The sequence below is a fragment of the Pedobacter sp. BS3 genome (assembly GCF_008274585.1).
Lineage (GTDB): Bacteria > Bacteroidota > Bacteroidia > Sphingobacteriales > Sphingobacteriaceae > Hufsiella_A.
Window position 1 is genome coordinate 990,917 of the sequence record NZ_VTRT01000001.1, and the last position, 26,592, is coordinate 1,017,508.

12 protein-coding genes are annotated in these 26,592 nt (G+C 43.9%); all 12 read right to left on the bottom strand.

Features of this window, described 5'->3' with window-relative positions; translation table 11 throughout:
* Positions 1-16: 16 nt before the first annotated feature.
* Positions 17-3,184 (bottom strand): alginate lyase family protein, encoded by a 3,168-nt coding sequence (locus tag FW774_RS04295; protein ID WP_149346891.1) that lies wholly within the window; start codon positions 3,182-3,184, stop codon positions 17-19.
* Between the two features lie 68 nt (positions 3,185-3,252).
* Positions 3,253-4,545, bottom strand: coding sequence for a hypothetical protein (locus FW774_RS04300; RefSeq protein ID WP_149346892.1), 1,293 nt, complete (start codon positions 4,543-4,545; stop codon positions 3,253-3,255).
* 22 nt (positions 4,546-4,567) lie between these two features.
* Positions 4,568-5,512 (bottom strand): DUF5017 domain-containing protein, encoded by a 945-nt coding sequence (locus FW774_RS04305; RefSeq protein WP_149346893.1) that lies wholly within the window; start codon positions 5,510-5,512, stop codon positions 4,568-4,570.
* A gap of 30 nt (positions 5,513-5,542) precedes the next feature.
* Entirely contained in the window at positions 5,543-7,360 is a 1,818-nt protein-coding gene (locus FW774_RS04310; protein ID WP_149346894.1) for a RagB/SusD family nutrient uptake outer membrane protein, read from the bottom strand.
* 30 nt (positions 7,361-7,390) lie between these two features.
* On the bottom strand, positions 7,391-10,579 hold the full coding sequence (locus FW774_RS04315) for a SusC/RagA family TonB-linked outer membrane protein (RefSeq protein WP_149346895.1): 3,189 nt from the start codon (positions 10,577-10,579) through the stop codon (positions 7,391-7,393).
* Positions 10,580-11,267: 688 nt separating this feature from the next.
* Complete coding sequence (locus FW774_RS04320; protein ID WP_149346896.1) at positions 11,268-15,350, bottom strand: hybrid sensor histidine kinase/response regulator transcription factor; 4,083 nt, start codon at positions 15,348-15,350, stop codon at positions 11,268-11,270.
* 303 nt (positions 15,351-15,653) lie between these two features.
* A complete protein-coding gene (locus FW774_RS04325; RefSeq protein ID WP_149346897.1) occupies positions 15,654-16,508 on the bottom strand; it encodes an HAD-IIA family hydrolase in 855 nt (284 codons plus the stop codon).
* An 87-nt stretch (positions 16,509-16,595) separates the two neighbouring features.
* On the bottom strand, positions 16,596-18,077 hold the full coding sequence (locus FW774_RS04330) for an MFS transporter (protein ID WP_149346898.1): 1,482 nt from the start codon (positions 18,075-18,077) through the stop codon (positions 16,596-16,598).
* 228 nt (positions 18,078-18,305) lie between these two features.
* A complete protein-coding gene (locus FW774_RS04335; protein ID WP_149346899.1) occupies positions 18,306-19,643 on the bottom strand; it encodes a sn-glycerol-1-phosphate dehydrogenase in 1,338 nt (445 codons plus the stop codon).
* Positions 19,644-20,313: 670 nt separating this feature from the next.
* A complete protein-coding gene (locus tag FW774_RS04340) occupies positions 20,314-21,111 on the bottom strand; it encodes an NUMOD4 motif-containing HNH endonuclease (RefSeq protein WP_149346900.1) in 798 nt (265 codons plus the stop codon).
* A 122-nt stretch (positions 21,112-21,233) separates the two neighbouring features.
* A complete protein-coding gene (locus FW774_RS04345) occupies positions 21,234-23,708 on the bottom strand; it encodes a YfhO family protein (RefSeq protein ID WP_149346901.1) in 2,475 nt (824 codons plus the stop codon).
* Between the two features lie 570 nt (positions 23,709-24,278).
* Positions 24,279-26,342 carry a T9SS type A sorting domain-containing protein gene (locus tag FW774_RS04350; RefSeq protein WP_149346902.1) on the bottom strand — a complete coding sequence of 688 codons (2,064 nt, stop codon included), beginning with the start codon at positions 26,340-26,342 and terminating at the stop codon, positions 24,279-24,281.
* Positions 26,343-26,592: the final 250 nt, after the last annotated feature.

A 26,592-nucleotide genomic window follows, 5' to 3' on the forward strand; every position in this document is an offset into this window, starting at 1 on the left:
TTTTCATTTGCAGGTTTTAAAAAATAAATTTAGAGGTGACTATGCCAGGCTGCATATCCAGCTTTCCTACGTAAATTCCAGGCAATAAGGTTGAGGAGGGAATTTGAATATCCTGACTGCCCTGATTTAACATGATACTATGGCTAAAGATCACCCTGCCGGATAGATCGTTTATCACGAGTTTGCCCATACCCGTTTTCACAGCATAAATACGAGCATAAAGTGATAGATCGCCGGCTTTATAAAAGGACAGACTTGCCCGCGGTGATAAGGATCTCACACTAAGTGTGCCCAACAGGTTAGAACTACCATTAAAATCTACTTGTCGTAACTGGTAATACCCGGTATTTGCTAAAGGCTGATAATCGATATAGCTATAACCCCGGGTACTTTTTGAGGTTCCGTTTCCTTGAACAGCTCCCAGCAGGCTGAACGTTTTGCCATCGGCCGACCGCAGAATATCGAATTGCATAGTATTATATTCTGACACAGTTGTCCAGTTTAATTGAATACGACCTGACTGATAATCAGCATTAAAAGCTTTCAGGGATACCGGAAGTGTAAGGTTCGGAAAAGTCATATTTATATGGCTTAGCGTCAGGGTAGCTGAATTTGCCGATGGTGATGTGTTGCCTGTACTGGTAATGAGAAAAGCGTTTAAAGCTTTATCTGAATCGAGCTCCGTTTGCTGGGAGTAGGGGAAATTATAATTGCCCAGATCTGACATCCGCAGACCGTTTACCCAAAACTGGTAACGCTGCGGTGGTACAGTGTAACCTACGCTTCCGCGGATATATTCCTTACCAACAGTGTCATTATTCAGATATAATTCAATATCGTACTCATTCCCTTTAACAAAGTTTGCAATGGTGGTATATGATATCACACCATCTGACACGGAGCGGTAGCATAGCCTAATACCTGAATCTGAATATATCCATCGCAGGGATGAAAAAATACTGCTGTTCACTGTCGATGTACTCACCTGGCTACCGCTCGTAAATACACCACCCGTTCCGTTACCTACGCTAAAGGCATACTCACCATTTGTTCCGCCAGTTCCAAAGATGATTTTAAAGGAGAAAGCGGCGGCAGGACCAGCCTCCGTAATATCGTATACCGAGAATTTATTTAGTGCTGCTGAATTCGCAGTAATTTTTAAAGCCGCATCTGATGTCCCTAAATTCAATAGCTCATAACCTCCATTGCCGGTAGAGCCCTGTGCTACCCGGGCCGAACCTGACGGGGGTGAAGGCAGGAAACCAACACTGCTTCCCGATGAAACAGAATTGGAGGCAGATGTGCTATGGTAAGTTGTTCCCAGTGAACCGCCGGAACTTAAGTCATAACTCCATGTAGTAACGGGGTAGTTCCATACACCGGCGCTGTCCAGTTCTGTAGTTAACTGCAAGTTGGTGTAGGTAGTGAAGCCCAAAAAGGTATTATCACTTTTTACTCCGTAGGGGCTTTGCTTATTCCGGAACGAGGCCAGCGAATCGGTCTGGTAATAACGGTAGGCCGTTTCTATGGCAGGCTGGATAACGTTGTTTGCCGTTGAGCAATCGCGGCAGCCAATCTGTCCTGCAAAGGCTTTGGCAATCCAGTTCCACCCCTTTCTCAGCCGTTGTGCATTGGCCTCGTATAAGGAACTATCCGTCTGTATCCTGGCCATTTCTGCGGCATAGGTGAACCCACACATGGAGTACTGCGGATGCGTACAATCTCTGGAACAAAGCTCAAATACCTCACCTGTGCTTCCATCAATAATCTCAGGCAATAAGCGTTGTATGATTCTTTTCCCTTCGGCATATTCAACAGCATTATCCTGGAATATGCCAATAGCCATTTTCGCATAACCGGCAGATACCCCCTGGTTATTCAGTCGTAAAGGTTCATTAGCGTCAACAGCTTCTACCATCTTGCTGATGTAGGTAGTATCCAGCCTGGTTAAAAAAGCAGAGCAGGCAGTAATAGCTGTAGATTGCCATCCGGAGCCGTTGCTGTTTACGGTGTAATTTTTTAATATCTCGGCAGCAGCGGCAAATGAGGGTGCCACCCACGATGCCTCCAGCCATTTTTGTGCTTCGGAAGTGCCGGAAACTACCTCATATCGATCAAAATTGCTTGCCCAGCCATTTAAAATATAGATCGCCGAATCAGCATCGGCAGTTAAGCCGGTACGGGCCCAACGCAATGCCCAGGCATAGGCTAAAATAGCATCTGTTCTGATCTGGTCTTCTGTTGGTGTACCGCCTGCTCCTTTTGCATATACTACTGAAGGGAAAGATGTCGGTACAGGGTTTGCAGCGATAAACTCTTCTACTTTCTGATATCCGGCCAGGCGGTATCTGTTGCCGGCATTGGCCTGCATAGCTATTTCGTCCAATTGCTCTTTACTCACACTGATACCGGGATGCGTAAAATTGGCAAGCGAAACTACCATCAGGTTATCCATATCATAGGTGGGTGTTCCTCCTGTCGCAATGAATTTGAAATTGGATAAGCTTATCGTAGCCGTTGTAGCGTTGCGATCGGTTGAGAATTGTTTTACATCGTCTACCCAGATATTCCATTTGCCGTTTGCCAGGGTATATTTATTCCCATCCGGACCGGTATATTGGCAATCGGCTCCCGAAGCATTTATAAACCAGGTAACCAGATGCTCGCCTGAATAGTTATAGGTACTGTTAGTGCCAGTTGATACATCCCTTAACGCATAATGGTAATCACCTGCCGATCCCACTAAACTTATTCCAAATTTGGAATTTATGTTTGTATTATCTTCCTGAGTACCGTCGGCAGAAAAGCCACTGCCGAAGAAGAACTGCGCCTGGCTGCTGCCAGTACTGGAAATGTTACTTACAGACAGTTTAAATCGTACAGCTATACACTGTGAAGCTGGATTAAGATTGCTTGTCCTTGCGAAAAATCCTGTGCCATTGGCTGCACCACTAATGGTTCTTTCAACATGCAGGGCATTATTGACCACCGTAACCGTTACTCCATCCGAACCGCTACTCCCGGTCATGACCCCTGCAGCATTAAACTGACCAGCCGAGGGATTTGCCGGGTTTATGTAGTCCGCAAGTAACGATGAAGTGCTGAAGTCCTGGCTGAACATAACCTGGGCCTTACTCTGACCTATAGACCACAAAGCAAACAGAAAGAACAGGTGTTTTTTCATCTTTATTTTAACTAAACGGTTTTAAAAAGATAGTCTGGAACAGGATTTCTGAACAATACTTCTGCGGTTTATTTATTAAACTTAATACGATACACGCTGTTATTTTCAATAACACTGGCGATGTAAGTTCCTGATTTGGAAAGATTTAAAGGAACAAACAGCTCATTATATCCCTGGTTTAACTGTAATTGATCCTGCATTAAAGAATGCCCCGATATGTCAGCTACACGCAGTCTTATGGATCCGGCTGTGGCTGCGTTAATACGCACACATAACCGGTCATCGGACGCCACAAATGCTTGAACGTTACCGGAATTTAATGTTGCTTTTAATGCAATGGTACCTAGGATCCTGCTCTGGCCGTCAAAATCTACCTGTTTTAACTGGTAATAGCTTATACTGGGTAACGGTTGCCGATCAATATAGCTGTACCGGTTAATCTCTTGTGAAGTTCCATTACCGGTCACTTGTCCGAGGTAATTAAATTGCTGGCCATCAGCAGAACGGGATACTTCAAACCGGGCATTATTTTGTTCTGAAGCGGTGACCCAGTTGAGTTCGGCCTGGCCGGTCCTGATATGTCCTGTAAAAGATGTTAATGATACGGGCAGCGTACCGTCAAGCGCAGTCATTACAATATCATCGATATCGTACGTTGCTGGATTTCCTGTTGCAATAAATTTAAAATTTGAAAGCGTTGCACCTGCGTTTATTCTGGATATATCGTTTGTAAATTGTTTCTGTGTACCTACCCAGACATTCCACTTTCCGCTGGCAATAATATATTCGTTATTATCCGGCGCCGTATACTTACGGCTGTCAGGGGTAGCATTTAAGATCAATGTAATAGTTTGCTCGCCTGTAAAAGTTCCTGCACCATTACCGTTCCCTCCCGAAACATCTCTCATTTGAAATGCACCTCCGGTCGCATAGTTTATTCCTAACCTTGCAAAATTAGAAGCTGTTTCTTGTGTCTCATTAACAGCATAATTGTTTCCGAAAAAGAATTGGGCCTGGCTGTTGCCTGTGGCAGAAAAATTGCTTATGCTGAGCTTAAATGATACTGAAACAAATTGAGTAGCAATGTTCATATCCGTGGTACGGACGAAATACGCCGTGCCGTTAGCAGATCCAGCCAAAGTTTTAACAATATGGAATTTACTGTTGTCTATAGCCGCTGTTACACCTAAGCCACTACTGCCTGCCGCAACACCAATGGCATCAAACTGGTTGGCAGATGGTGTGGTACTTGCGTAATCTGTAAGAATCGTGGACGAGCTAAAGTCCTGGTTGAAAAAAACCTGGGCCTGGCTTCCTGTTATTATACACAGGAGCACAATAAAGAGTACATTCTTTTTCATAACTGTTGATTTTATTTAATGATTAGTTTGCGTCTACGTTAACTGTCCGTATAACCGATTTTTCGTGTTTCAGCGTGCTGTTTTGCGCCACAAATACCACAGTATAATTTCCCGGTTTTGTATAGTTGTAGGTATAGCTGTTCAATACCGGGTCCGTATAACTTTTTATGGCGATAGACCGGTCAGGGCCTAGGTTTGCTTTGCTGGTACTGATAGATTTACTAATGGCCCACGTCTCGGTGTACACGTTAATGTTCACGTTGTTACCCCGAAGGTTAACTACATTACCTGATTCTATTTGGGCTCTGCCCGGATCAATGATTTCACCATCATTAACCAGCAGCCATCCTGCGCTTACCTGGTCAGATAAGGTAATAGGGCCGATATTAGACTGACCGGTAAGTAAAAAATTTCTGATCTTCCATGTGTTTTGAGTACCGGCTGTTGATTGTGGCAAAGTCACATACTTAAACCCTATGTAAAGCGGTTTGCCTTCGACTTTCAGATCAGAGATATCCTGTGTCCCTGAAGAGGCTGGTGTTGATGATCCTACCGTTGCAGCCAAGGTAAACCGGTTTGTAATATTGGTCCAGTTAGCAGCATGAATATGTTCGGGCGTATAGGTGCCATCGAAATCTGTTGATGCCCATACTGATAATTGATTAGGTTGGGTACCATATTGTACTGTAGTGGAGAATGACATGAGCAGGGCATCATAATCCAATTCTCTGCCCTGGGCATAGGCATAATCATTACCTATTTCACCGGGATACACTGAAATAAGTTTGGCGTCGCCCTCAAAATTAAAGGTTACCTTCTTTACCGGGTTACCTAAGGTATCCACGTCATCAGCTACCGTGTAGCCTTTAACATTAAAGGTAGGCGCATCCAGGTCGAGGCTTTTATCACAGCCTGCCAATACGAGTATGAAAGCTGATATGTAAATGACAATATATTTTAGGTTCATAACTGATGAGTTTAATTGTATATACTCTGTTTACCATTCCGGGTTCTGTGTCAATGCCCGGTTTAGGGAAAGCTCATAAGTAGGAATGGGCAGCAACAGGTGCTTATTCCCGATATTTATACCCGCCTGTGCCGCGTACGGAAATGTTGAAGGTACTTCCTGCATGACTTCATTAGCTACCTGTTTCATGGTGGATACAAATGTTCCCCATCGTATCAGGTCCATTTTCCTGAGACCCTCAAAACATAGCTCTCGCGACCTTTCTTCCCGGATAGCGTCTCTCAGGGTTTCATAATCGGCGGTCTGATCGGGCAGTAGCTCATAATCATTACTCAGCGTAATGATCGCTGACGCGGTGGCCCCGGTGCCGGCTCCTGAGATTGTTACCGTGGGGTTAGACGTATAAAAGCTTCCCCGGTTGGTAATGGTGATGGACGAGATTTTACCGGATGATACGGTAGCTGTAGCTGTGGCCCCGCTTCCGCCGCCGCCCGAAATGGTAACCGTAGTGGTAGCGGAAGCATAGCCAGAGCCGCCGGCAAGCACATTGATGGTTCTTACCCGCTCGCCATGCACATCCTTACCGAATCCCCGCCGCCTAACCGTATTAATTGCCGCGATGATGGCATCTTTATCGCCGCTCAACTCGTTTTCCGCTTCGGCATACATCAGCAACACATCAGAATAGCGCAGCAGCGGAAAATTTTCAGGTGTATAATTTTTATTCTTAGGCACAACCACTTCATATTCCCTGCGCCATTTAGCTACATTTCTGTTGTATAATTGTGTGGCGGTCCAGTTGGTTTTTGTTCCGTCGTTACTGTACTTAAACGGAGCTATGGCCCAGTCCCTCCGGTCATCTAACGCGTCGTACCGACGGTATTGTCGCCCTAAAGCGCTTACCTGGCCATAAGAATATCCAATGCCGGTATCATCATTACGCATTTCTATCCCGTTACGGGAACCTACTCTTCCGCTCGACACATATGAATCCTGCCTGTTTCCCCAGAACTCTACTTCCCAGATACTTTCCTGAGGATCATATTTGTCGGCCGCGTAATTGATAAATACCTGTTGGTACGATGGATTCAGCTCGTGCCGAAAATCGGGGTCATCCATTACTTTCTTCGCCCAGTTCCTGGCATCGGTATATTTGGAGACATCCTTTAAGGGTTCTCCTGCCATGTAAAGGCATACTCGTGCCAGTATTCCCCTTACAGCTGATTTGGTTACCCGGCCGCCAAATTTTACATCTTTCATACTCGCTACCAAACCTTCTGCCTCTTCCATGTCCTTCAGTATCTGGGCATATACATCCTTGATCGGTGTGCGAGGCATCTGAACGTTTTCCGGTGAGGTAACCGGCTCCAGTACTAACGGAACGGCTCCCCAGTTTTGTACTAACAGAAAGTAATAATAGCCCCGCAGAAATAAGGCTTCTCCCCTGATCTGCTTGCGCTTATCGTCACTCATTACCGGCTTGTTAATATTGGCCAATAGAAGATTTGCATCACCAATACCCTTATAAAGTGCCTGCCAAAGGCTTCGTATATTAGGGTCAGAAGCGGTATATTTATAAGCTACAATATCAGGAAGAGTGCTGCTGGTACTTACCAGCGACCAGAACATCTCGTCCGAAATATCAAAATAGCTCCACAGGTTTGCACCATACGTAGCGTCGGGTGTAAGCCGGCTGTATATGGCTGCCAGTGCATAGTTCATGTCGTCTTCTGTATTGTAAGAATTTACAGGCGACAGAAAATCTGAGGGCTCTGTTTCCAGCAATTTTTTACAGGAACTACCGGATAACAGCAGGGTTATGATGAGGATATATTTTATATTTTTCATGTCTCTTCATATTTAAGTATTCCTGTTTAACTAAAAGGTTGCTTTTACGCCAAATACAATGGTTCTGGCCCGAGGGTAAGCCGAATAGTCAAATCCGGGTGTCAGCGTGGTATTGCGCACAGCAACTTCTGGATCCATACCGGAATAATCTGTCCACGTAAACAGGTTTTGTGCTGTTACGTTAAAGGAAAGGTTTTTGGCAGTGATGAGTTTACTGTACCGGGCCGGCACATCGTAAGAAAGCTGAACGGTCTTTAACCGTAAGTATGAGCCGTCTTCAACTTCGCGTGAAGAATAATAACCGGTTGGGCCTCGTCCTCCTGTACGAAACAGGGTGTTACTTGGATTATCAGGTTCCCAACGGTTCACGTAACTGGCGTATTGATTCAGGTTATACCGGTTTAATACATTTCCTTCGAAAATGATCCGGTTGGCATTATAGACGTCATTCCCGTATTTCCATTGAAAGAATATGTTCAGGTTAAATCCTTTGTAACTGAAATTATTTGAAAACCCGCCCGAATGTATGGGTAATGTCCGGCCTATCAGCGTCTGATCGGCAGTGGTAATCACACCATCGCCATTCAGGTCTTTATATTTGGTGTCTCCTGGCTGGATCAGCCCCCTGTCTGTGCCATAATAGGCCATATCCTTTTTAAGTACGCCATCTTCAAAATCACTTGTCTGGTACACGCCGTCCCATACATAACCATAGAACATAGCAGCCGGTCCACCCACCTCGGCAATGTACAGGGGAACGGAATTCCAGGCACTTTCCCAGGTCATGGTAGACAGTTTATTTTGCTGGTTATCTACCAATTCCAAAATTTTATTATTGTTAAAGCTAATATTGAAATTGCTTTCCCACCTGAAATTTCGATTCCGGATATTTACCGTATTCAATGTAAACTCTAACCCTTGATTACGAATTTTACCGATGTTCTGGTATACGCTTGAAAACCCGGTCGCAAAGGGAAGGTCTGCATTTAATAATAGATCATACGTCGTTTTCCGGTATGCATCGATTGTTAATTCTACCCGGCTTTTAAAAAGGCTGATATCGTAACCCAGATCGGCCTGCAGGGTACTTTCCCATTTCAGGTTAGCGTTACCCATATTAGTGGGTGTAATGCCGGGTGTAGGTGTGGCATTGTTGAAGGAGTAATAATAGCTGTATGATTGTCCCAGCGCTGGCAGGGGTGCAAAATCACTCACCCGGTTATTCCCTGTTAATCCATAACTGAACCGTAATTTAGAATCATAAATGACTCTTGAGCTTTTCAAAAAGGGCTCATTCTTCATGCGCCAGGCAAATGCTGCCGAAGGGAAATACCCCCAGCGGTTTTGAGGCGGAAACTTTGAAGAGCCGTCAGCCCGGAATGAGGCGGTAAGGAGGTATTTTGATTTATAGCTGTAATTCACCCGGCCCAGGAACGATACCAGGCCATTGTCTGATATGCTGGCGGTGGAATTATAAGGTGTGCCTGTATCCAGGCCACTCATGCCCAACACCTCGTTAGATATAAGTTGAGAATTATAGCCGTAACCTTCGCTATGATTACCCTGCATGGTAAATCCGGCCACAGCATCCAGGCTATGCTGTTTATTGAATGTTTTCTTCCAGGTCAGCGTATTTTCATTGAGCCAGGTATTGCTTTCCGTATAACCTACGGAACCGTTTACTCCCCTGATATTTCTTGGCAAAAGCGGTGTGCCGTGGGAGGTTTGTGAGTTATTGAATGAATCGTTGCGGCGCATCCACAAATTGAGTCCGCCTGTTGCTTTGAAGGTGAGCTCGGGGGTGATATTATACGTTACGTATGCGTTGAAATTTGATGTGCTGCTTCTTCGGCGTCTCAGTTCGTTCTTTGCCGATATGATGGGATTCACCCGGGTATCGGTAGAACCATCAACCACATCATCTGTTAATTCATCTTCTAAGTTCAGATCCTGGTCATCATCGTCTATTGCCCCGATGGTTATAGGCCGGTAACCCCAAACACTGTACATATAGCTGCTGGAAGCCGAACCGCCCGAAGACGCGATTTGTCCATGATTGGTAGTGGAACTATAGTTGATATTGATACCCGCTTTCAGGCGTTTGTTAATTACCTGGTCAAGTACTGCCCTGCCCTGATAACGTTTTTGCCCGGAGTTAATAATTACGCCCTCCATATTATAAATGGAGCCGGAGACCGAATATTTGGTTTGTGCGTTTCCGCCTCTTAAAGAAAGGTTGTGAATTTGTGTGGGAGCCGTATGGAAGATCTGATCCTGCCAGTCGTATCCTTTCACATTTTTATATAGCTCCAGATCTGTTCCATACCGTGTTTCGGCCGCTGATGGATTAAGCTCGTGTTGGTATTTTACAAATTCATAAGGACTCATCATGTCCATGGTTTTAGTTACCTTCTGAAACCCGAAAGACCCGCTGTAATTAATAACCGGTTGCCCCGCTTTACCTTTCTTGGTTTCTATGACAATAACACCGTTAGCGCCACGGGCACCATAAATTGCAGTAGCCGAAGCATCTTTTAGAACGGTAATGGACTCGATATCATCGGGATTGATCGCCGCATTATCGGGCGATTCCATGGGGAAGCCGTCAACAACATACAGTGGCGAGTTATCTTGCGTTAATGAATTGCCCCCGCGGATAACAATATTAGTACCTTCCTCGCCGGGTTGTCCTTCATCTGATGAAACGTCAACCCCGGCTATCCGCCCGGCAAGCGCCTGGTCAAAAGATATTACCGGCGCTTTCTCCATATCCTGGATATTCACCTGGCCTACCGATCCCGTTACATCGCCCTTTTTAACAGTTCCATAGCCGATAACAACAATTTCATCCAGACTGGTGGATTTCATTTTCAGCACCACATTGATGACCTTACCAACGCCTGCCGACCGCTCTACGGGCTGGAACCCCAGGTAAGAAAACACCAGGATAGCATTGGCTGGAACACCGGCAATGTTGTAGTTCCCTTTATTATCGGTAACCGCTGCTATCCGGCCACCTTTTAAGGTTACTGAAACGCCGGGAAGCGCCTCGCCCTGTTCATCGGTTACCTGTCCTGAAATACTGTTTTGCTGATTTTGTGCGACAGCAGTTTGTATCCCTGTACACAGGCATAGCACAATAAACAGGCAAATGCTTAACCATAGAAAAGTCGGGATACGTAATTTCTGTACGAAATAGTTTACATAAAGGTGTAGCATAATTTAATTTATAATTGGTTTGAGAGTCCTTTTTCCGAAATATCAATATTGTCTGTCCTTTATCCCCTAGACAATCTATAATATCAGAAAAAGTATATAAAACATGAGCAGCACTAATAAAACAGATACAGACACCTGTTTTATGTGATTACTTCTGTCACGTTTCATGGAGCCAAGATAGGAGGTGAGTCTGGAAAGAAAGCATGATTGCCGTTCAGAAAACACAGGTCTAACGTATGCGACTGGTTGTTGTGAAATGTGTAAATTGCTGTATATCAGTTAAAAGCGATTTTTTGATTTTATGAAGGTAAACAAATGGTATCGGTGTATGGCAAATTTTCTTTTTGTTATTACTTGTACTGTTTTTGTTGCAGCAATACCCATTACCGTCATGCTGGACTTAATTCAGCATCCTAATGCAATATACAGTACCGGTTTTCCGCTTTAATCCCGAATACTCGGGATGACTCGCGTCAGGATGACGTGCTTCGGAATGGCCTGCAACTTGCATTTCCGTTCCTATTACCGTCATGCCGGGCTTGATCCGGCATCCTAATGCAACATACTACACGATTTTCCGCTTTAATCCCGAATACTCGGGATGAGCCGCGTCGGGATGATGACAAAGATCTTTCTATGTGAAAGTGAAATTTGCTGTGCACCCGAATAATATGATCAGACCTGGTATTTATTTTGATTGTTTGCTGTATTCTTTTGGAGTGAAGCCAAACTGTTCTTTAAAACATTTTCTGAAATAATTAATGTCTGAAAAACCTACAATATAGGCAACCTCGCTTATCGTATGTTTACCTTGTTCAAGCAGCTGAGCAGCTCGCTTTAGCCGGATGGATCGTACAAAATCATTGACAGTTTGCCCGGTAAGCGCTTTAATCTTTTTATATAATGTCGCCCTGCCCACAGCAACTTCCCTGCTTAACTCGTCAACCGTGAGATCCGGGTTATCCAGGTGTTGCTCGATATAGCTCATTAAATCCATCAGTAATTTATCATCGGCCGATGACAGCACAATGTTTTGTGGTTCAAGACGTATTTCCTTTTTATACCGTTCGCGTAATTTCTGCCTGGAATCCAGCAAGTTCCACACCCGTGCATTCAGTATGCTAAAGGCAAATGGTTTGGTGATGTAATCATCAGCCCCGGTTTCAAATCCTTCGATCTTAAACACCAGCGAACTTCTGGCGGTTAGTAAGATAACAGGTATATGACTGGTCCTGATATCAGATTTTAACCTTCCGCATAATGCTATGCCATCCATTACAGGCATCATCACATCGCTGATGATGATATCAGGAACCAGATTTGCGGCCTGTTGTATGCCCAGTTCACCGTTTACAGCCGTGTGCACTTCAAACTCATCACTAAATCCTGAAACCATAAAGTCCAGTACTTCCGGATTATCTTCTACCAGCAACAGCGATGGTTTTTCTTTTTCAAGCCCTGCTAAAATTTCCTGCTTGCGTTGTGAAAATTGTTGCCTGCCTGTTGAAGAAAGGGGCTGATAATCTTCAACCCGCTCTTCATCGGTAATTGTGCCGCTGAGTTCGTTTGCTGCGAGATGCGCTTTACCCAGCGGTAAGGTCACCGTAAAAGCGGTATAACCGGGCTTTTCAGAGGTGGCCTGTCTGCTCTCCACTGTAATTTCGCCATGATGCAGCTTCACCAGGCTTTTAGAAAAAGCCAATCCCACGCCTGAACCTTCTTCGTTCTGACCATTTTCATTATAAAATTTAAACTGCTCAAATATATTTTCTATATGTGAAGCCGAAATGCCGCATCCGTTATCTTCTACGGTTAATGTCGCACAATCACCGGTTTGCCGGATAGAGAAGGTAATGGAGCCTTCGTAAGGCGTAAACTTAACCGCATTGGAAAGCAGGTTATACAACACTTTTTCAAGCTTATCGCCATCAAACCAAACCGGCAACTCCGGCATTTCAGCATGAAAGTTTAAACTGATGCGCTTTTGTTCTGCCAGTCCTTTAAACGCTAAAAAAACTTCCTTTGAAAAGCGTACAATATCGCCTTCGGTGGCTTGCAGCGCTTCACTGCCTGAATCAAATCTCCTGAAATCCAGCAACTGGTTGATGAGCCGCATTAAACGTTGCCCGTTACGGTGCATCAGTGCTAACTGATGCTGAACCTTATGATCACCATCGCTCATACCCAGCAAGCGCTCTATAGGAGCAAGGATCATGGTTAACGGTGTTTTAATTTCATGAGAAATATTGGTGAAGAACGTCATTTTACGCTGGGCAAGCTCCTGGTCTTTAACATGACTGAGACTTTCCAACTCGAGTTGATGCCGTAAACGTTCTGTTTTAACCGAGTAGTAATTAAACAGGTATAACAGGCCGGCAAATAACAGGAAATAACCGATATAGGCCCATGTTGTTTTCCAGAAAGGAGGCAGTATGGTTATTGCTATACTCCGTCCGGTTTCATTCCAGATACCATCATTATTAGATGCCTTAACCCTGAAAGTATAGTTGCCGGCAGGTAAATTGGTATAATTAATGATACGCTGATCGCCGGCGTAATGCCATTCATCGTTTTTATCAAAACCTTCCAGTTTATACGCATATTGATTTTTAGATGAATTGATATAGTTCAGTGCTGCTACTTTAAAGGCAATGGAGGCTTGTTGATAATTCAGGGTCAACTTTTTAGTATCGTCTATGGGCAGCGTTAAAGGGGAGTCTTTGGTTCTGCAGGTTACGGGCTTATTATGAATTAAAAAATCGGTGAAGACAACGTGGGGCTGGTATTCGTTTTTTATAATCTTCTCGGGGTAAAATGTAGTGAGACCATTTACCCCGCCGAATAATAGCTCGCCCCCAGCGGTTTTAAAAACAGCGCCCGGTAAAAACTGGTTGCTGGATAAACCGTCATTAGAGGTATAATTATGTATTGAAAACGTGGTACCGGCATGGTTAATTTTTGATATTCCCCGTTGGGTGCTTACCCAGATATGTCCCGAATTATCTTCTGTAATGCTTTCAATTACATTATTAATTAAACCGTTTTGGTCGTTTATAAGCTGCCTTTTGCCTGTTTCAGGATCAAACAGGTTTAAGCCGGTTTCGGTACCCACCCAAAGCCGGTTCTCTGAATCTTTAAAAACAGCTAATATCACCTGTTGATCAAATGCCTGATAACGAGTAATGTTGTTGGTTTGACGACTATAAAAGTTGAGTCCGTTTTGTGTACCGATCCATATTCCTTGCTTGCCATCCCTGTATAATGCATGGATACAGTTGCTGCTTAAGGTATATATATTTTTAGGATCGTGCTTAAAAGAAGTTGTAGTGCCGTCTGCACGAATCAGCCAAAGCCCGGTTGTGTGCATACCTGCCCAAACTAGGTCTCCGTCAGCAATTAATGTATTCACCCGCCTGTTTACCATTGGGTATTCCTGGTCTATTGGTAAATATCTGACACTGCCGTCTGATGGGGTGAAAATACCCAGACCTTCCAGTGTACCCACATAAAATTTTCCGTGGTTATCCCTAGCCATCACCTTTACAATGTTACTGGAGTGCTGCCTGCTTTTGTCAACCAGGGGAATATAACGCGACTGCTTTGTCGCCCGGTTGAGGTAATTAATGCCTCCGCCATCGGTAGCTACCCATAAAGCTCCATTAGGGTCTTCAAGTATAGCATTCACAATAGGCTGGCTAAGACCTACGTTATCGCCAACCTTTTCACCGATATTATCAAAATTGTTAAAGCCGGGATAATATACATTCAGTCCACCAGCATAGGTCCCCATCCAGATATTTCCTGAACGGTCACGCAAAAAGTTCCATACCGAATTCTGGCTCAGGCTATTCACATCACCACCAATGTGCTGGTAATTGGTAAACGTTAAATTCTCTTTATTGAAAACACTCAAGCCCATGCGGGTTCCCAGCCAGATATGTTCTTCATCATATACCAGCAGATCTTTAATCACATCGGAGGGAATACTATTGGCCGTATTGATACTGTGACGAAAATTATGACATTGATTAGCTGCTGACTGATACCAGAATAGGCCTTTATCTTCGGAAGCAAACCACAGATCGCCGGCTTTATCTTCATGGATAGCGGCAATTTTAGCATTTAAAAGGGTGGCATTGTTTTTCATGGCATCCGGAAGAGTAAGCAGTTTTCCGTTTACCGGGTCAATACACTTCACACCGCTTTCAAGGCCAACCCATATTTTACCCCTTTTATCCAGAAGCAAAGCCCGGATACGACCACTTTTTAATATATCTTCATTCCCGCTCCAGTTTATTGCCTCATTTCTGTTCTTGTTCAGGTTAATTTGTTTTAAACCTCTGTATGATGCGATCCACAGATGCTGCCTCTTATCTTCTAATAGGGCAACCACGGGTTGCTTGTCTGAAATATCAAGGTAGGTAAACTTTTCTGTAGATGGATTAAACCGGTTCAATCCGTTAGATGTACCGATCCAGAATATACCTTTTGAGTCCTGGTAAATAGCTCTGACCAGGTTATGACTAAGGCTGTTAGCATCACCTTCCCTGTGTTTGTACGTGATAAACTCATATCCGTCATAACGGGAGAGCCCTTCGCGGTTACCTACCCAGATAAAGCCCTTTTTATCTTGGAAAAGTGCGCCAATGGGACTTTGCGATAATCCCTGCTCATAAGAGATATGCTTAAACTTCAACGGATAATGCTGCGCAGCAGAGACGGCACAGATGCCTGTAAAGCAAATACATAAAAGATATTTAAACCACCTCATCGCTATAGTTGCAGTTTACAATGCTTTGCTAAAGATATACATTATAATTATATGCTATTGCTGGGTCGGCGTTAGTTTGACGTAATACCATAAAATTACATGAAGGTTGTACAGGTGTTTGGAAGAAATTAACTCGCGTTAACTTAATGACATCGCGAAAAGTCTGCAAAGAGAAGTGATATTCAGACCTGATTTACCTGTCGATTGGATATTCTCGATTCCGGATATACCGGAGACAACGTTCAAAACGTTGTCTCCGGTAAAACTCCGAAAGGTTAGGCAGTTACTTATGTGCCTGCTATTTTAAGCCTTAGCTTGTTGAATAAATTCCTGTAATTCGGCCAGATCCCGGACTACAATATCCGGTTTTACGGTTGATTGTTGTACGTCTGCGGCGGTAGCTTCGCCGGATAGCACCAGAACACCTAATGCTCCGGCATTTTTTGCCATTTGCACATCGGTATAAATTCTATCGCCGGTCATGGCAATTTCGCCCGGCTTTAAGTTGTATTTATGAATAATGCCATCCAGCATCTGAGGATCGGGCTTGCCGATTACCGCATCGGGCTTTCTTTTGGTAGCGCCCTCAATGCAGGCGCATATCGAGCCGCAATCCACCAAAATATTAGGCTGGTCGGTAGGGCAGACCCAGTCGGGATTTGTGGCAATGTATGGCAACTGTTGACTTGCCCAATAGGCTGCCCTGCACAATCTCGAATATACCAGCGTGGTATCAAAGCCTACTACCAGCGCATCGGGCTTATCATCGGCGCTATCGGCAGTAGAAATAAATCCGGCATCCTCAAACTCCTTAACCATGCTGGGTGTGCCCAGAATAAACAGCCTTTTAACCGAAGGATGATGATTTTTGATAAAATTGATGGTTGCTACTGCTGAAGTGTACATTTCTTCCTTAGTTGCCGGAATACCCATTTTTTCCAAATGTTTAAGATAATCGGCAGTGCTTTTAGACGGGTTGTTGGTTAAAAAAGAATAGCCAATGCCATTAGCCTTTAAATAATTTAAAAAATCGTTGGTGTATGGAAAAAGTGTACTGCCATTATAAATGGTGCCGTCCATGTCCAACGCGAAATGCTTAATGGCCCCCAAACCCCCAAAGGGGGCTTTTTCTATTGTTTCATTGTTAAATTGTTTCATTGTTGATGGTTAATAGTTAATAGTTGATAGTTTGGGCGCATACTGTTAACTTGCCAACTGAAAACTGTCAAATTCCCCCTTTGGGGGCTAGGGGGCTTCATCATATCCATGTGCCTTTGCTTTCCACATTAAGGCAAAAATGAATATACAGAGTATCGCCATACCTATCATCATCATGAAAACGTAGTCCCAGGCTTTTTCGGGGTGACTTTTGCTGAGCACATCTACCATATAACCAACGCCAACACCCGAAACCAGGCCACTTGCATAGCCAAACAAGCCGGTCAGTCCGTTTGCGGTAGCCGCAGCCCGGTTGGTTGCCTGATTTGCTGCCGCGATACCAATAAGGGCTTGCGGGCCGTAAATAAAAAATCCGGCCATAGCCAAAACCAATATCATTACCCAGGGAGGGGTGCTTGGCGGCAGGTATAAGAAGATGGTCATAAATATGGCCACACCTACCATGCAATACAAAGAGGTACGATGCGCTTTTCCGGCCAGGTACTTATCGGTAACCCACCCGGATACCAGCATACCCATGATGCCAAAAATCTCAAAAACGGCTACAGTCCATCCGGCATTGGTCAATGTCATGCCATGCGCTTCTTTTAAAAATGTAGGGCCCCAGTCTAAAACCGCAAAACGAACCACATAAACGAAGAAATTGGCTATTCCCAATATCCAGATCCATTTGTTACGATAAACCGATTTACGGATGAAAGCCTTAAACTCGGCAGAGGAGTCCTTACCTTTTTTATGGGTTTTATGTAATTCGGGCAAGCCTACGGATGAGGGCGTATCCCGCAAGGTGATGAACAACCCGATAGAACCCGCTAACGCGATAGTAGCAGGTATCCAGAAACACCATTTCCAGGCACCGTAATGCGAAGCAGATTCAATGACACTTTTCATCTTTTCGGTATCTGCCGGATCTACTTTCAAATTTGCTGCGATGGAGGCGATCACTTCCGGGTTAGCGCTCATGTTAGTGCCCATTGAGCCCATGATGTAGCCGGCAAGAATAGCCACCAGGGCTGCGCCGATGGAGTGTGAGGTGTTCCAGACCGACATTTTTGTGGCCAGTTCATTTTGGGGTATCCAATGGGTTAATAAACGGGCTACGGGGGGGAAGCCGCTTCCCTGAATAAGGTTGTTTAAGATCAGGATGATCCCGAAGATGAGCACCATAGTATTTGTAAACATCGGCCCGCCGGTCTGACCTGTGAACAGGGCGCTGAGATCGGCGCCCCAGCCAAATGCAAAATTGGCTATGGCACATAGAAATAAGCCAACAGACATGTGGTAGCGGGCATTTACCCGGTCTGCTATCAGTCCGTTGAGAAAGCGTGATACCCCGTAAACAATGGTAACCAGGGTCATGATTATGCCAAAGCTTGTTTTCGTGATGCCAAATTCAGCTGTTAGCCCGGGAATGGCAAAGGAGAAATTCTTACGCACAAAATAGAAGATGGCGTAACCGATCATGGTGACGATGATGGTTCGGGTTTGCCAGTATTTAAACAATTTTGATGTGGTTTCGTCTTTGACGTTTGTTGTTTCCTGGTTCATATTCAATTGGTTAATTCGTTGTCTATTTTTAGTTTTTCAGCCCTCAGCCCTAACTCCGCCAACTGGTGGAAGAAGGGAACCGGACAGTGCAATTTGTTTAGTTTGAGCCTTCTGCTTTCGGTCTCTTCTGACTTCCTGACTTTCGGACTATCATCTATGAACTATAAGCTATAAGCCTTTTACCTTTCTTGTCTCTATGCTCTTGCTTCTATTTGATCGCTCACCTTTTCATTCAACCTCCCAAATGCCGCCTTTGCCAAAAAGCTGATCCAGCCATTGATCCAGGTAGCCGGTTCTTACCGCAAGGTCAAGTATCGTAAATCTTCTTCTGATATACTGCGCCCTCACAAAAGTTTCTTTCAGTTTTTTTCGGGTAATACCGATATGTTCCGGTTCGGTTGGGGCGCCAACAGTTGCCAGGCGTGATTTTGCTTCTTCAAAAGGTACAATTTGTCTGGCTAATCTTTCTTTGATAGCGCTCCAATTGTCTTTCAATATCTGCAATTGTTCTTCCAGGGCTTTATGATCAATGTATTTTGCTGTAGTTTCCTGTAAGCCGATTTCAGGAAAATCGGTATCCTTAAAAATAGCCAGCGATTCTGCTTTCAATTCGTTCAGTGTTGGCCATTGTTTTAATGCCGCCTGTATATCTAAATTTTCGAAAGGTGTTTTCAGCACCAGACCGTACAGGGCGGTAATGGCCAGCGTGCCTATGCTCACCTGAAACCCATGTGAAACATGCTCGCCATTGTTAAGGTGGTGTTCCATATTCCATAAATGGCTAAACTGGTGCTCGGCGCCGGAAGCAGGCCGGCTGGATTTTGACCATTGCATGGCGAAACCGCCCAGCATTAACCCTTCCGTTAACTGTGTTACCGCTTTTGGGTCTCCGTTTTTAGTGCCTTTCGGATCAGAAAGGGCTTCGTGTAAGCCATCCTGTACAATAGACCAGGCTGTTGGATCTATTGCCTCAACCTGCAGGGCGTCGGCTAAAATCCAGTCTGCACCGGCAGTTATCTTGGCAAATAGATCGGCATAGCCCGATGCGGTCATTGCGGCAGGAGCTGCGCTCAAAATATCAATATCGGCTAAGCAGGCCTGCGGCGCCGGGCAATTAAAGGTTTGCTTGGCACCATTGGCTGTAATAGAAGCTCCAAAAGCGGTGTAACCGTCCATTGAAGCAGCGGTAGCTACGCACATATAGGGCCTGCCGGTAAGGTGCGAAGCCAGTTTGGTCAAATCGTTAATCGTTCCTGAACCTACGGCAACGGGAATGGCATCATAGTTTTTCAACACCGCAACCAACTCGTCTACATAGCTGTATTCCGCATAAATTTCCGGATCTGAATAGATGTATGGGTTTTCCTGGTCGATGTCTTCACTTTCAAATTGTTTGCTTACCGTTTCGCCGGCCACGCCAAAGGTAATGGTATCGGCCACGATGATAGCTTTTTTACCTGGAAATTGTGCTTTAAATAATTGTGCAGCTTGTTTCAATACGCCCCGGCCTATGATCAGGGCTTTGGTTTCGCTGGCAGCTTTTAGTGCTGTTTCTACTTTAGACATGTTTTAAATATGTGTTAGCTTTTTAGTTAGGAATGGTCAACCTGGCAATGTTCTCAAACGACCCCGGAGCTTAATCTATTGAGCAGTCCGTTTCATCTTATTATACAACAAAAACATATAATCCACAAACCTAACAAATAAATGAAAAATAAAAATAAATCGAAATAAATATTTTTCATTATGTTTCTTTTTTTTGCTATTTCTTAACAAGAATGCTTTTCTTTTTTTGACTTTTGGGTTAATGCGCTTTACGAAGCCGGGCAAATAAAAAAATTAAGCATTGCCGTAAGACATAAATGAATGTCAGGCTCGCTGCAAAAGAGGGCTTTATTCATGTGGCAGATATTGCCTGAAACCTCAATTTGATTGTTAAACCCGCATACAGGTAGCAATGGAAAAGAAAAAAAATAAGAATAAAAGAAAAGCAACTTATCGGGATGCTCGTTGCCAGGCTTATAATAACTGAAGGAAATATCACCTCTTATGCAGCGGCTCATTAAAGTGAAGGAGTAGAGGTTATTTTATTGCCAGGTAAAGCGGATATTGCTACCGGGAAAAATCCCGGTTAAGCCATTATAGAACACTCTTTTGCAATGGTTTCAATTAACTCGTTATACTGACGAGGAAAGGAAAAAAAATCTCCTTCATAGCAGCGCTGAAATTAATATTCTTACGTAGCGGCAGGAATATCCTTCCAGTTTTCACCGCGTTTTATGCGCAATAGCTGGGTTTCGGTAACTTTAAATTGCTTGGATAACGACCGCAGCGATTTGCCCTGTGCAATTTTCTTCTTGATCAGCATTACCCTTGTAGGCGTTAATTTATATACTTTTGAGTTTTCCGGCCGGCGCCCGGGGCGGTTCTTTTTATCGGCTATTACAGCAGGGCTGTTTTGCTGATGGGCCGAACTTTCTGCCTGTGTAACCCATTGCAGGTTGTCTACATGATTATTCAGCTTATTAAAATCGTGGTGAATAACCAGGTTATGCTCGGGCGAAGGCTTTTCTAAAAAATATTCTGCCACCAGGCGATGTACCAGCAAACCTACATTAATGGTTCGCTTGCGCTCATCTGCTTTATAGGCTTTGTAATATTTTTTGGTTGCAGTTTCCAACTGCTTTTTATCGGCTTCCAGTTGTTTGGTAAGCTTATCAGTTGGCGTTTTTTGCTTTGAAACAGCTTTTTCTGTTAAAGCCAGTTGCTTTTTCTGTTTAGCAATTTCAGCTTTTAACCCGGCCAGGTATTCCTGGGTTTCTGCATCGCGGGCCCTGAACAGTTTAAGACGTATAATTTTATAGCCTCCTTGTCTTGAGCCTTCTAAAAGTCGCTCCTTGGCTATTTTTGTAGAACTTTTAACCCGCCCATAATTTGAAATTTCAATATTCTTCTCATTAGTGCAGTCTAAATCAAACTTAACCGGTTTCCATATCTCACCGGCAAACTGTTGTATTCCTGTTCCGTTTTTCATTTTACAATCCAGAATATGCGCTATTCTGCTGCGCTTATAAGTTGATATATTCTTACATTTAAAGGTAGTATCAGCTTTTAACGAATAAAGATAAAGGATAGTACAATATAATCGCCAAAAAATTAATTCACAATTTTATTTTTATTTTTTTTGCTTCCCTGGTAAGCGGCAAAGCCCAAACCTGCTATTAACAGGATGGATGCGGCCAGTGAAATGTTCTCACCGGCGTAATAAGATGCCGGTTCAAACTTAAATTCCAGCTTGTGATTTCCTCCCGGTAATACAGCTGCCCGCAGGATATAGTTGGCCCGCAGGTGCGGAATTTTTTCGCCGTCCACATAAGCGTTCCAGCCTTTATCATACCATATTTCGGCAAAAACAGCCAGCGCATCATGCCCTGAAGAGTATTCATACGTTAAATGGTCGGGGCGATAATCTGTCAGCGTTATCTTATCGCTGGGAGAGAAAGCCAGTTTGTGGGCATCAATAATAGATTTAAAGCTTTTGTCCACAATAGCTTCTTTTTTAGGGTTAAAGCTGTTGATGCCTGCCATCTCTTCGTCGGCATTATTTACATAATTAATATTTTCAACAAACCATGCGTTGCCGCACGTTGTGCTGCGGTTTTCGATACGCTGCGATTGCCCGTTTTTATCACTGGTAATAACGTATTTGGTGTTCAGCATATCCAGTACATCTTCGTTAATGGAATTATTGAATTGCTTATCAATAACTTCCTGGAAGCGTTTTAGCTTGGCTGCATGATATCCGCCAACGGTTTTGTGGAAATAAGAAGCTGTTGCGCTTGAAAATGTAGGTATGGTGAGATCCAGTACACGGTAATCCAAACTTTGGTCGCGTAAAATCAACTGGTCAACCTCGCGGGGCTGAAACTGCCGGTTTAGTTCCGATGAATCAACAAAGTTGTTATTATTCAGATACCGACGGTCAACAGTCCACATATCCACCAGGATTAATGCTCCGATAACCAGGAATGCCGTTTGCAGCTTCAGCTTTTGTTTCATGAACGCCCAGAGGCAGGCAGCTCCTAATGCTATAAATATCAGTGACCGGAAGGCGTCCATACGGGCCATGCTGATCCTGTCCTGAACCAATGCGTTTGAAATGGCGTCGGCAAAGCCACGGTCGCCGCCTGTGGCCTGCATTAGCTGTTGTACAAACTGCTCGTTTCCGGCTGGTTTAAAGCTGAAAAACAGTGAAGGTAATAACAGTATAATGAGTGCAATACCACCGGTAATATAAAATGAGTACTGCAACTGCTTTTGTAGTTTTTTGGGTTCCGGTTTGTTGAAAGCTATTTCAGAAACAGCCATTACAGCCAATACCGGCACCAGGAAGTCGGCAATAACCAGGGCGGATTCTACGGCCCTGAATTTATTGTATAGCGGGAAGTAATTGAAGAACAGATCTGAAATGAGCGGGAAATTCTTACCGAACGAAAGGAACAAGCTTAATAGCGAGGCGGCAAGTATCCACCATTTTATCCGGCTTTTAACCACAAATAAACCCAGCACAAATAAGAAACATACAATGGCACCGAAATAATAAGGGCCGGAGGTAAATGGTTTATCGCCCCAATAGGTCGGCATTTGTTTAGCGAATCCGGCCGCTTGTTCTGCGGTAGCGCCTTTGGTTTGTAAAAGCTTAGCAACGGCCGAATTTTCATCTAAAGCTTGCGACGATGATGAGCCACCATAAGCGTTGGGAACTAAAAACGTGATGCTTTCGCCTACGCCCTGACTCCAGGCATAAGCATATTCTTTATCTAAACCGTTTTTAGGCTCTGATTTATCAACCGTAAGGTTTGATTTGCCGCGAATGGAATGCTGGCCGTATTCGTAAGTGGTCCACAATAACCCGGCATTTACACCAACAGCAACCATAACGGCAATGGCCAGGCTTCCTACAGATTTCAGAAAATCGGCTGTAACCTTCGCTTTAATGGCATGATATAATTCTATCCCGATAAGGATAAGCAGGGCAATAAACAGGTAATACGTCATCTGAATATGGTTCGCCCTGATTTCCAATGCCAGGAACAACGCTGTTAAAGCGGCACCGGTAAGGCGTTTACCTTGCAACGTGAGCAGAATGCCAGCCAGCAGTGGTGCAAAAAAGGCAATGGCCATGGCTTTATTGCTGTGTCCGGCTTCAATAATAATAAAGTTATAGGATGAAAAAGCTACGGCAATGGCTCCTGCGGCAGCAAGCCATGGATTGATGCGCAATACGCAAAATAACAGGTAAGCACCTAACAGGTATATCAGGACAGTATCAACCGGAGTTGGAAAAACGGTCTTAAAGAATGAAATAATATATGTGGTAACGTTTTTAGGGAATTGTACCCAGATCTGGTAAGCAGGCATTCCACCAAACATGGCGTTTGTCCACAGGGGCCCTTTTCCGTCTTTAGCCTTAAAATCCATAATCTCCTTTTGCATAGCCTGAGCCTGCAATACATCATTCTGGTATAAGGATTTCCCCTGTAAAGCCGGGCTGAAATATACAAAGCAAAGTGCTATGAAAATGCCGGTAATAATGAGGTGAACGCCATTCCGCTGAAACCAGTTATTCATTGATTAATAGTTTAATGTGGCCAAAAATAGAAAAATTGAAGTGTAATGATACTATATTTATTCTTATCTTTAGCTATAGCAATAAAAATGTTATAACTGCTAAAAGCCTTTTAGTAGCAATTTCTGAAATGCTGCAAAAGCAGGACAGTCAGCTGCAATACTTGAAGTATACCGTAAAGCGCTTATGAATATTAGCAATCGGCTGGAAAATTCGAATAACCGATTGGAGAAAATTGAAAGGGAGGATGGAAAAAATCAATGATACCCTGAAAGATTTTGTGGATATTTCGGTAAAACAGCTCGAAGATCAGCAAAAGCTTAATAAAGCTTTCTTTTCAGGAGCTAAAATATGTAAATAGGTGGCCTGGATAAGCCTCATTTACCATAAAAGTACAGTCCAGTGCCGTAGCTATATAATGGCAAACGCCAGAATATAAGCATAAGCGGCACGTTGCGGCCGGTGAGACAATAACAAAAAGCAGAATTAATCAAATTAATTCTGCTTGAAAGCGTTCTTACCCCAGCCCTCATTGGATTATTCTAAAAAGAGGACTTTCTGTTTCTGAATCATTACCTGTTTATTATTACCTTAACCGCTTTTACAGTATTAGCCCGCTGAATTTTCGCAACGTATACACCTGCCGATAACGATGAAACATCCATTGTGGCCATATCTCCTGCCAGGTTTGTTTTTACAGAAAGGCGCTTGCCTCCGGCATTATATAATGCTACCTTTTGTAATTGTTGAGCCTTTATAGTGTATGTTGCAGCTACCGGGTTTGGGTAACATACTATTTCATTTTCCAGGGCTAATGGAATGACTTTGATATCCGAGTAACTGGATGCACCATCATAATCTTTCTGGCGTAAGCGGTAATAATTGTTACCTGTATTAGGTGCATGGTCTGTATAAGCGTAAGTAAGAGAAACATTACTTGTTCCGTTTATACCTTTTGAAAGTACAAATGTCAGGGTTCTCCATTGCCGCAGGTCATTGCTGCGTTCAATGTAGAAACCGGCATTATTGCTTTCGCTGGCAGTATGCCAGGCCAGATTTACGGCATTGTCCTGTAGTGAAGCTGTAAATGTTACTAAACTTACAGGCAAAGGGTCAATTACCAAAGCGCCCATAGTGCTTTTGTCAGAGCGGCTGTTACCGTTCATGTCGGAAGCAATCAAATTTTCTAACGGTGGACTAAATGTATTGCCCAGGGCAGTTAAGGAACTGGCGGACATACCGTAGGTAAGCGCCGGATTATCTTCTCCTACCGGTAGAAGTAAGATGTTTAACATCGTAGCAGCATCAAAAGTTGCACTGGCAATAATGTTGCCATCCGCATCATAAACTTTATCTCCAATTATTGTTGATGAGGTTGTAGCCACACTACCTTCAATTTGTCCGTGCGAACCGGTATTGCCGGCGACAATGGTATTATACAGGTTCAGGATATTTGTTCCGTTGGTGGTTACATTAATACCACTACCTGCTACGCTGGCAGAACCTACTGCTCCCGAATTATTAACAATAGTAGAGCTGATAACATCCAGTTTAGCCGAACCATACAGTTGAATACCTCCGCCTGCACCCGTGCCACCTGCCTTATTACCATACACGGTACAGTTAACCATAACACCTTGTGATTGCTCACGCCCATAATATCCCGCCGCGGCACTATTGGCTCCAAATATCCCGGTAACGTTATTGGCAATGGTAACATTATACATATAGGTATAAGAAGTACGGGTTGTATTGATGGCATATATGCCGCCACCTACACCACCAATACGGTTTTCGCTGATCGTAGAATTGTACAAGTAGATGGTAGAACCATCATTCCACATACCGCCGCCATTAGAGGATGCTCTTGTTGCACTATTCTTACTAATGCTGCTGTTTTTAATGGTTACGATCGCCTGATTGGTTACATACATGCCAGCCGCATGGTTATTGGTAGTGTTTTCAATAATCTGGCAGTTGTCTATAGAAACCCTTGCGTTACCGATGATCATACCACCACCATGAGCACGGCTAAAAGCAGTTCCATTGATGGTTACCGTACCGGAGCCTCCAGCTTCGCCTTCGCGTATGGTAAGCCCTTGCAGCGATACCTGTTTCCCTTCTTCCATAACGGCACTCACTGTAACAACATGTCGTGCTTTTGCGGTACCAAGGTTTCCGTTCAGTATTGTTGGATTTGTTTCAGGATCAGGTTGTGCACCATCCTGAGCATTTGCCGGGTAACCACCAATCAATTGTACGTTAGTGCGAATCTCAAATGTATAATCCTTTAATTCGCTTGCCGTACCATTGGTAATAACACTGGCCGGTCTATAAGTGCCCGCGGCAATATGAATAACATCGCCGCTGTTGGCTATTTGCAAGGCATTGTCCAGCGTGGTTGCCTGGTCCCATGATGAGCCATCGGCTGTAGCCGATCCATCTTCTTTTACATACAAATGCCGGTCAGGCGAAAGATCAAACAATACGCCTGCGGCTTGCGAGACATTTAAAGAAATAATTGCAATAGTACAGGTTAAACAGATTAATGTAAGCCACCTTTTTAAATTATTGAATAGCGGATATAAAGTGTGACAGCCACTGCTGCCATAACCTTTAGTAGAAAAAGTATACATTTGTTTTAAGTTTTAATGGTTTATTTATTCGACCAAAGCAATGATTAATGAATCATGAGAACGTAATCTGTCGGGAGTGCAGCCACACTCCCGATGATTGTTATATATAGTAGCTATGTCATAGCTCCCCCTTTCTCTTTAAAAAGTAAATTCTAATTTTGAAGGGACTGCCTCTTAATATTTGTCATCCATAATATATGAGTTAGCCGTTCCCGATAATTGTTAACGTATATAGCCGGCGACAATTGAA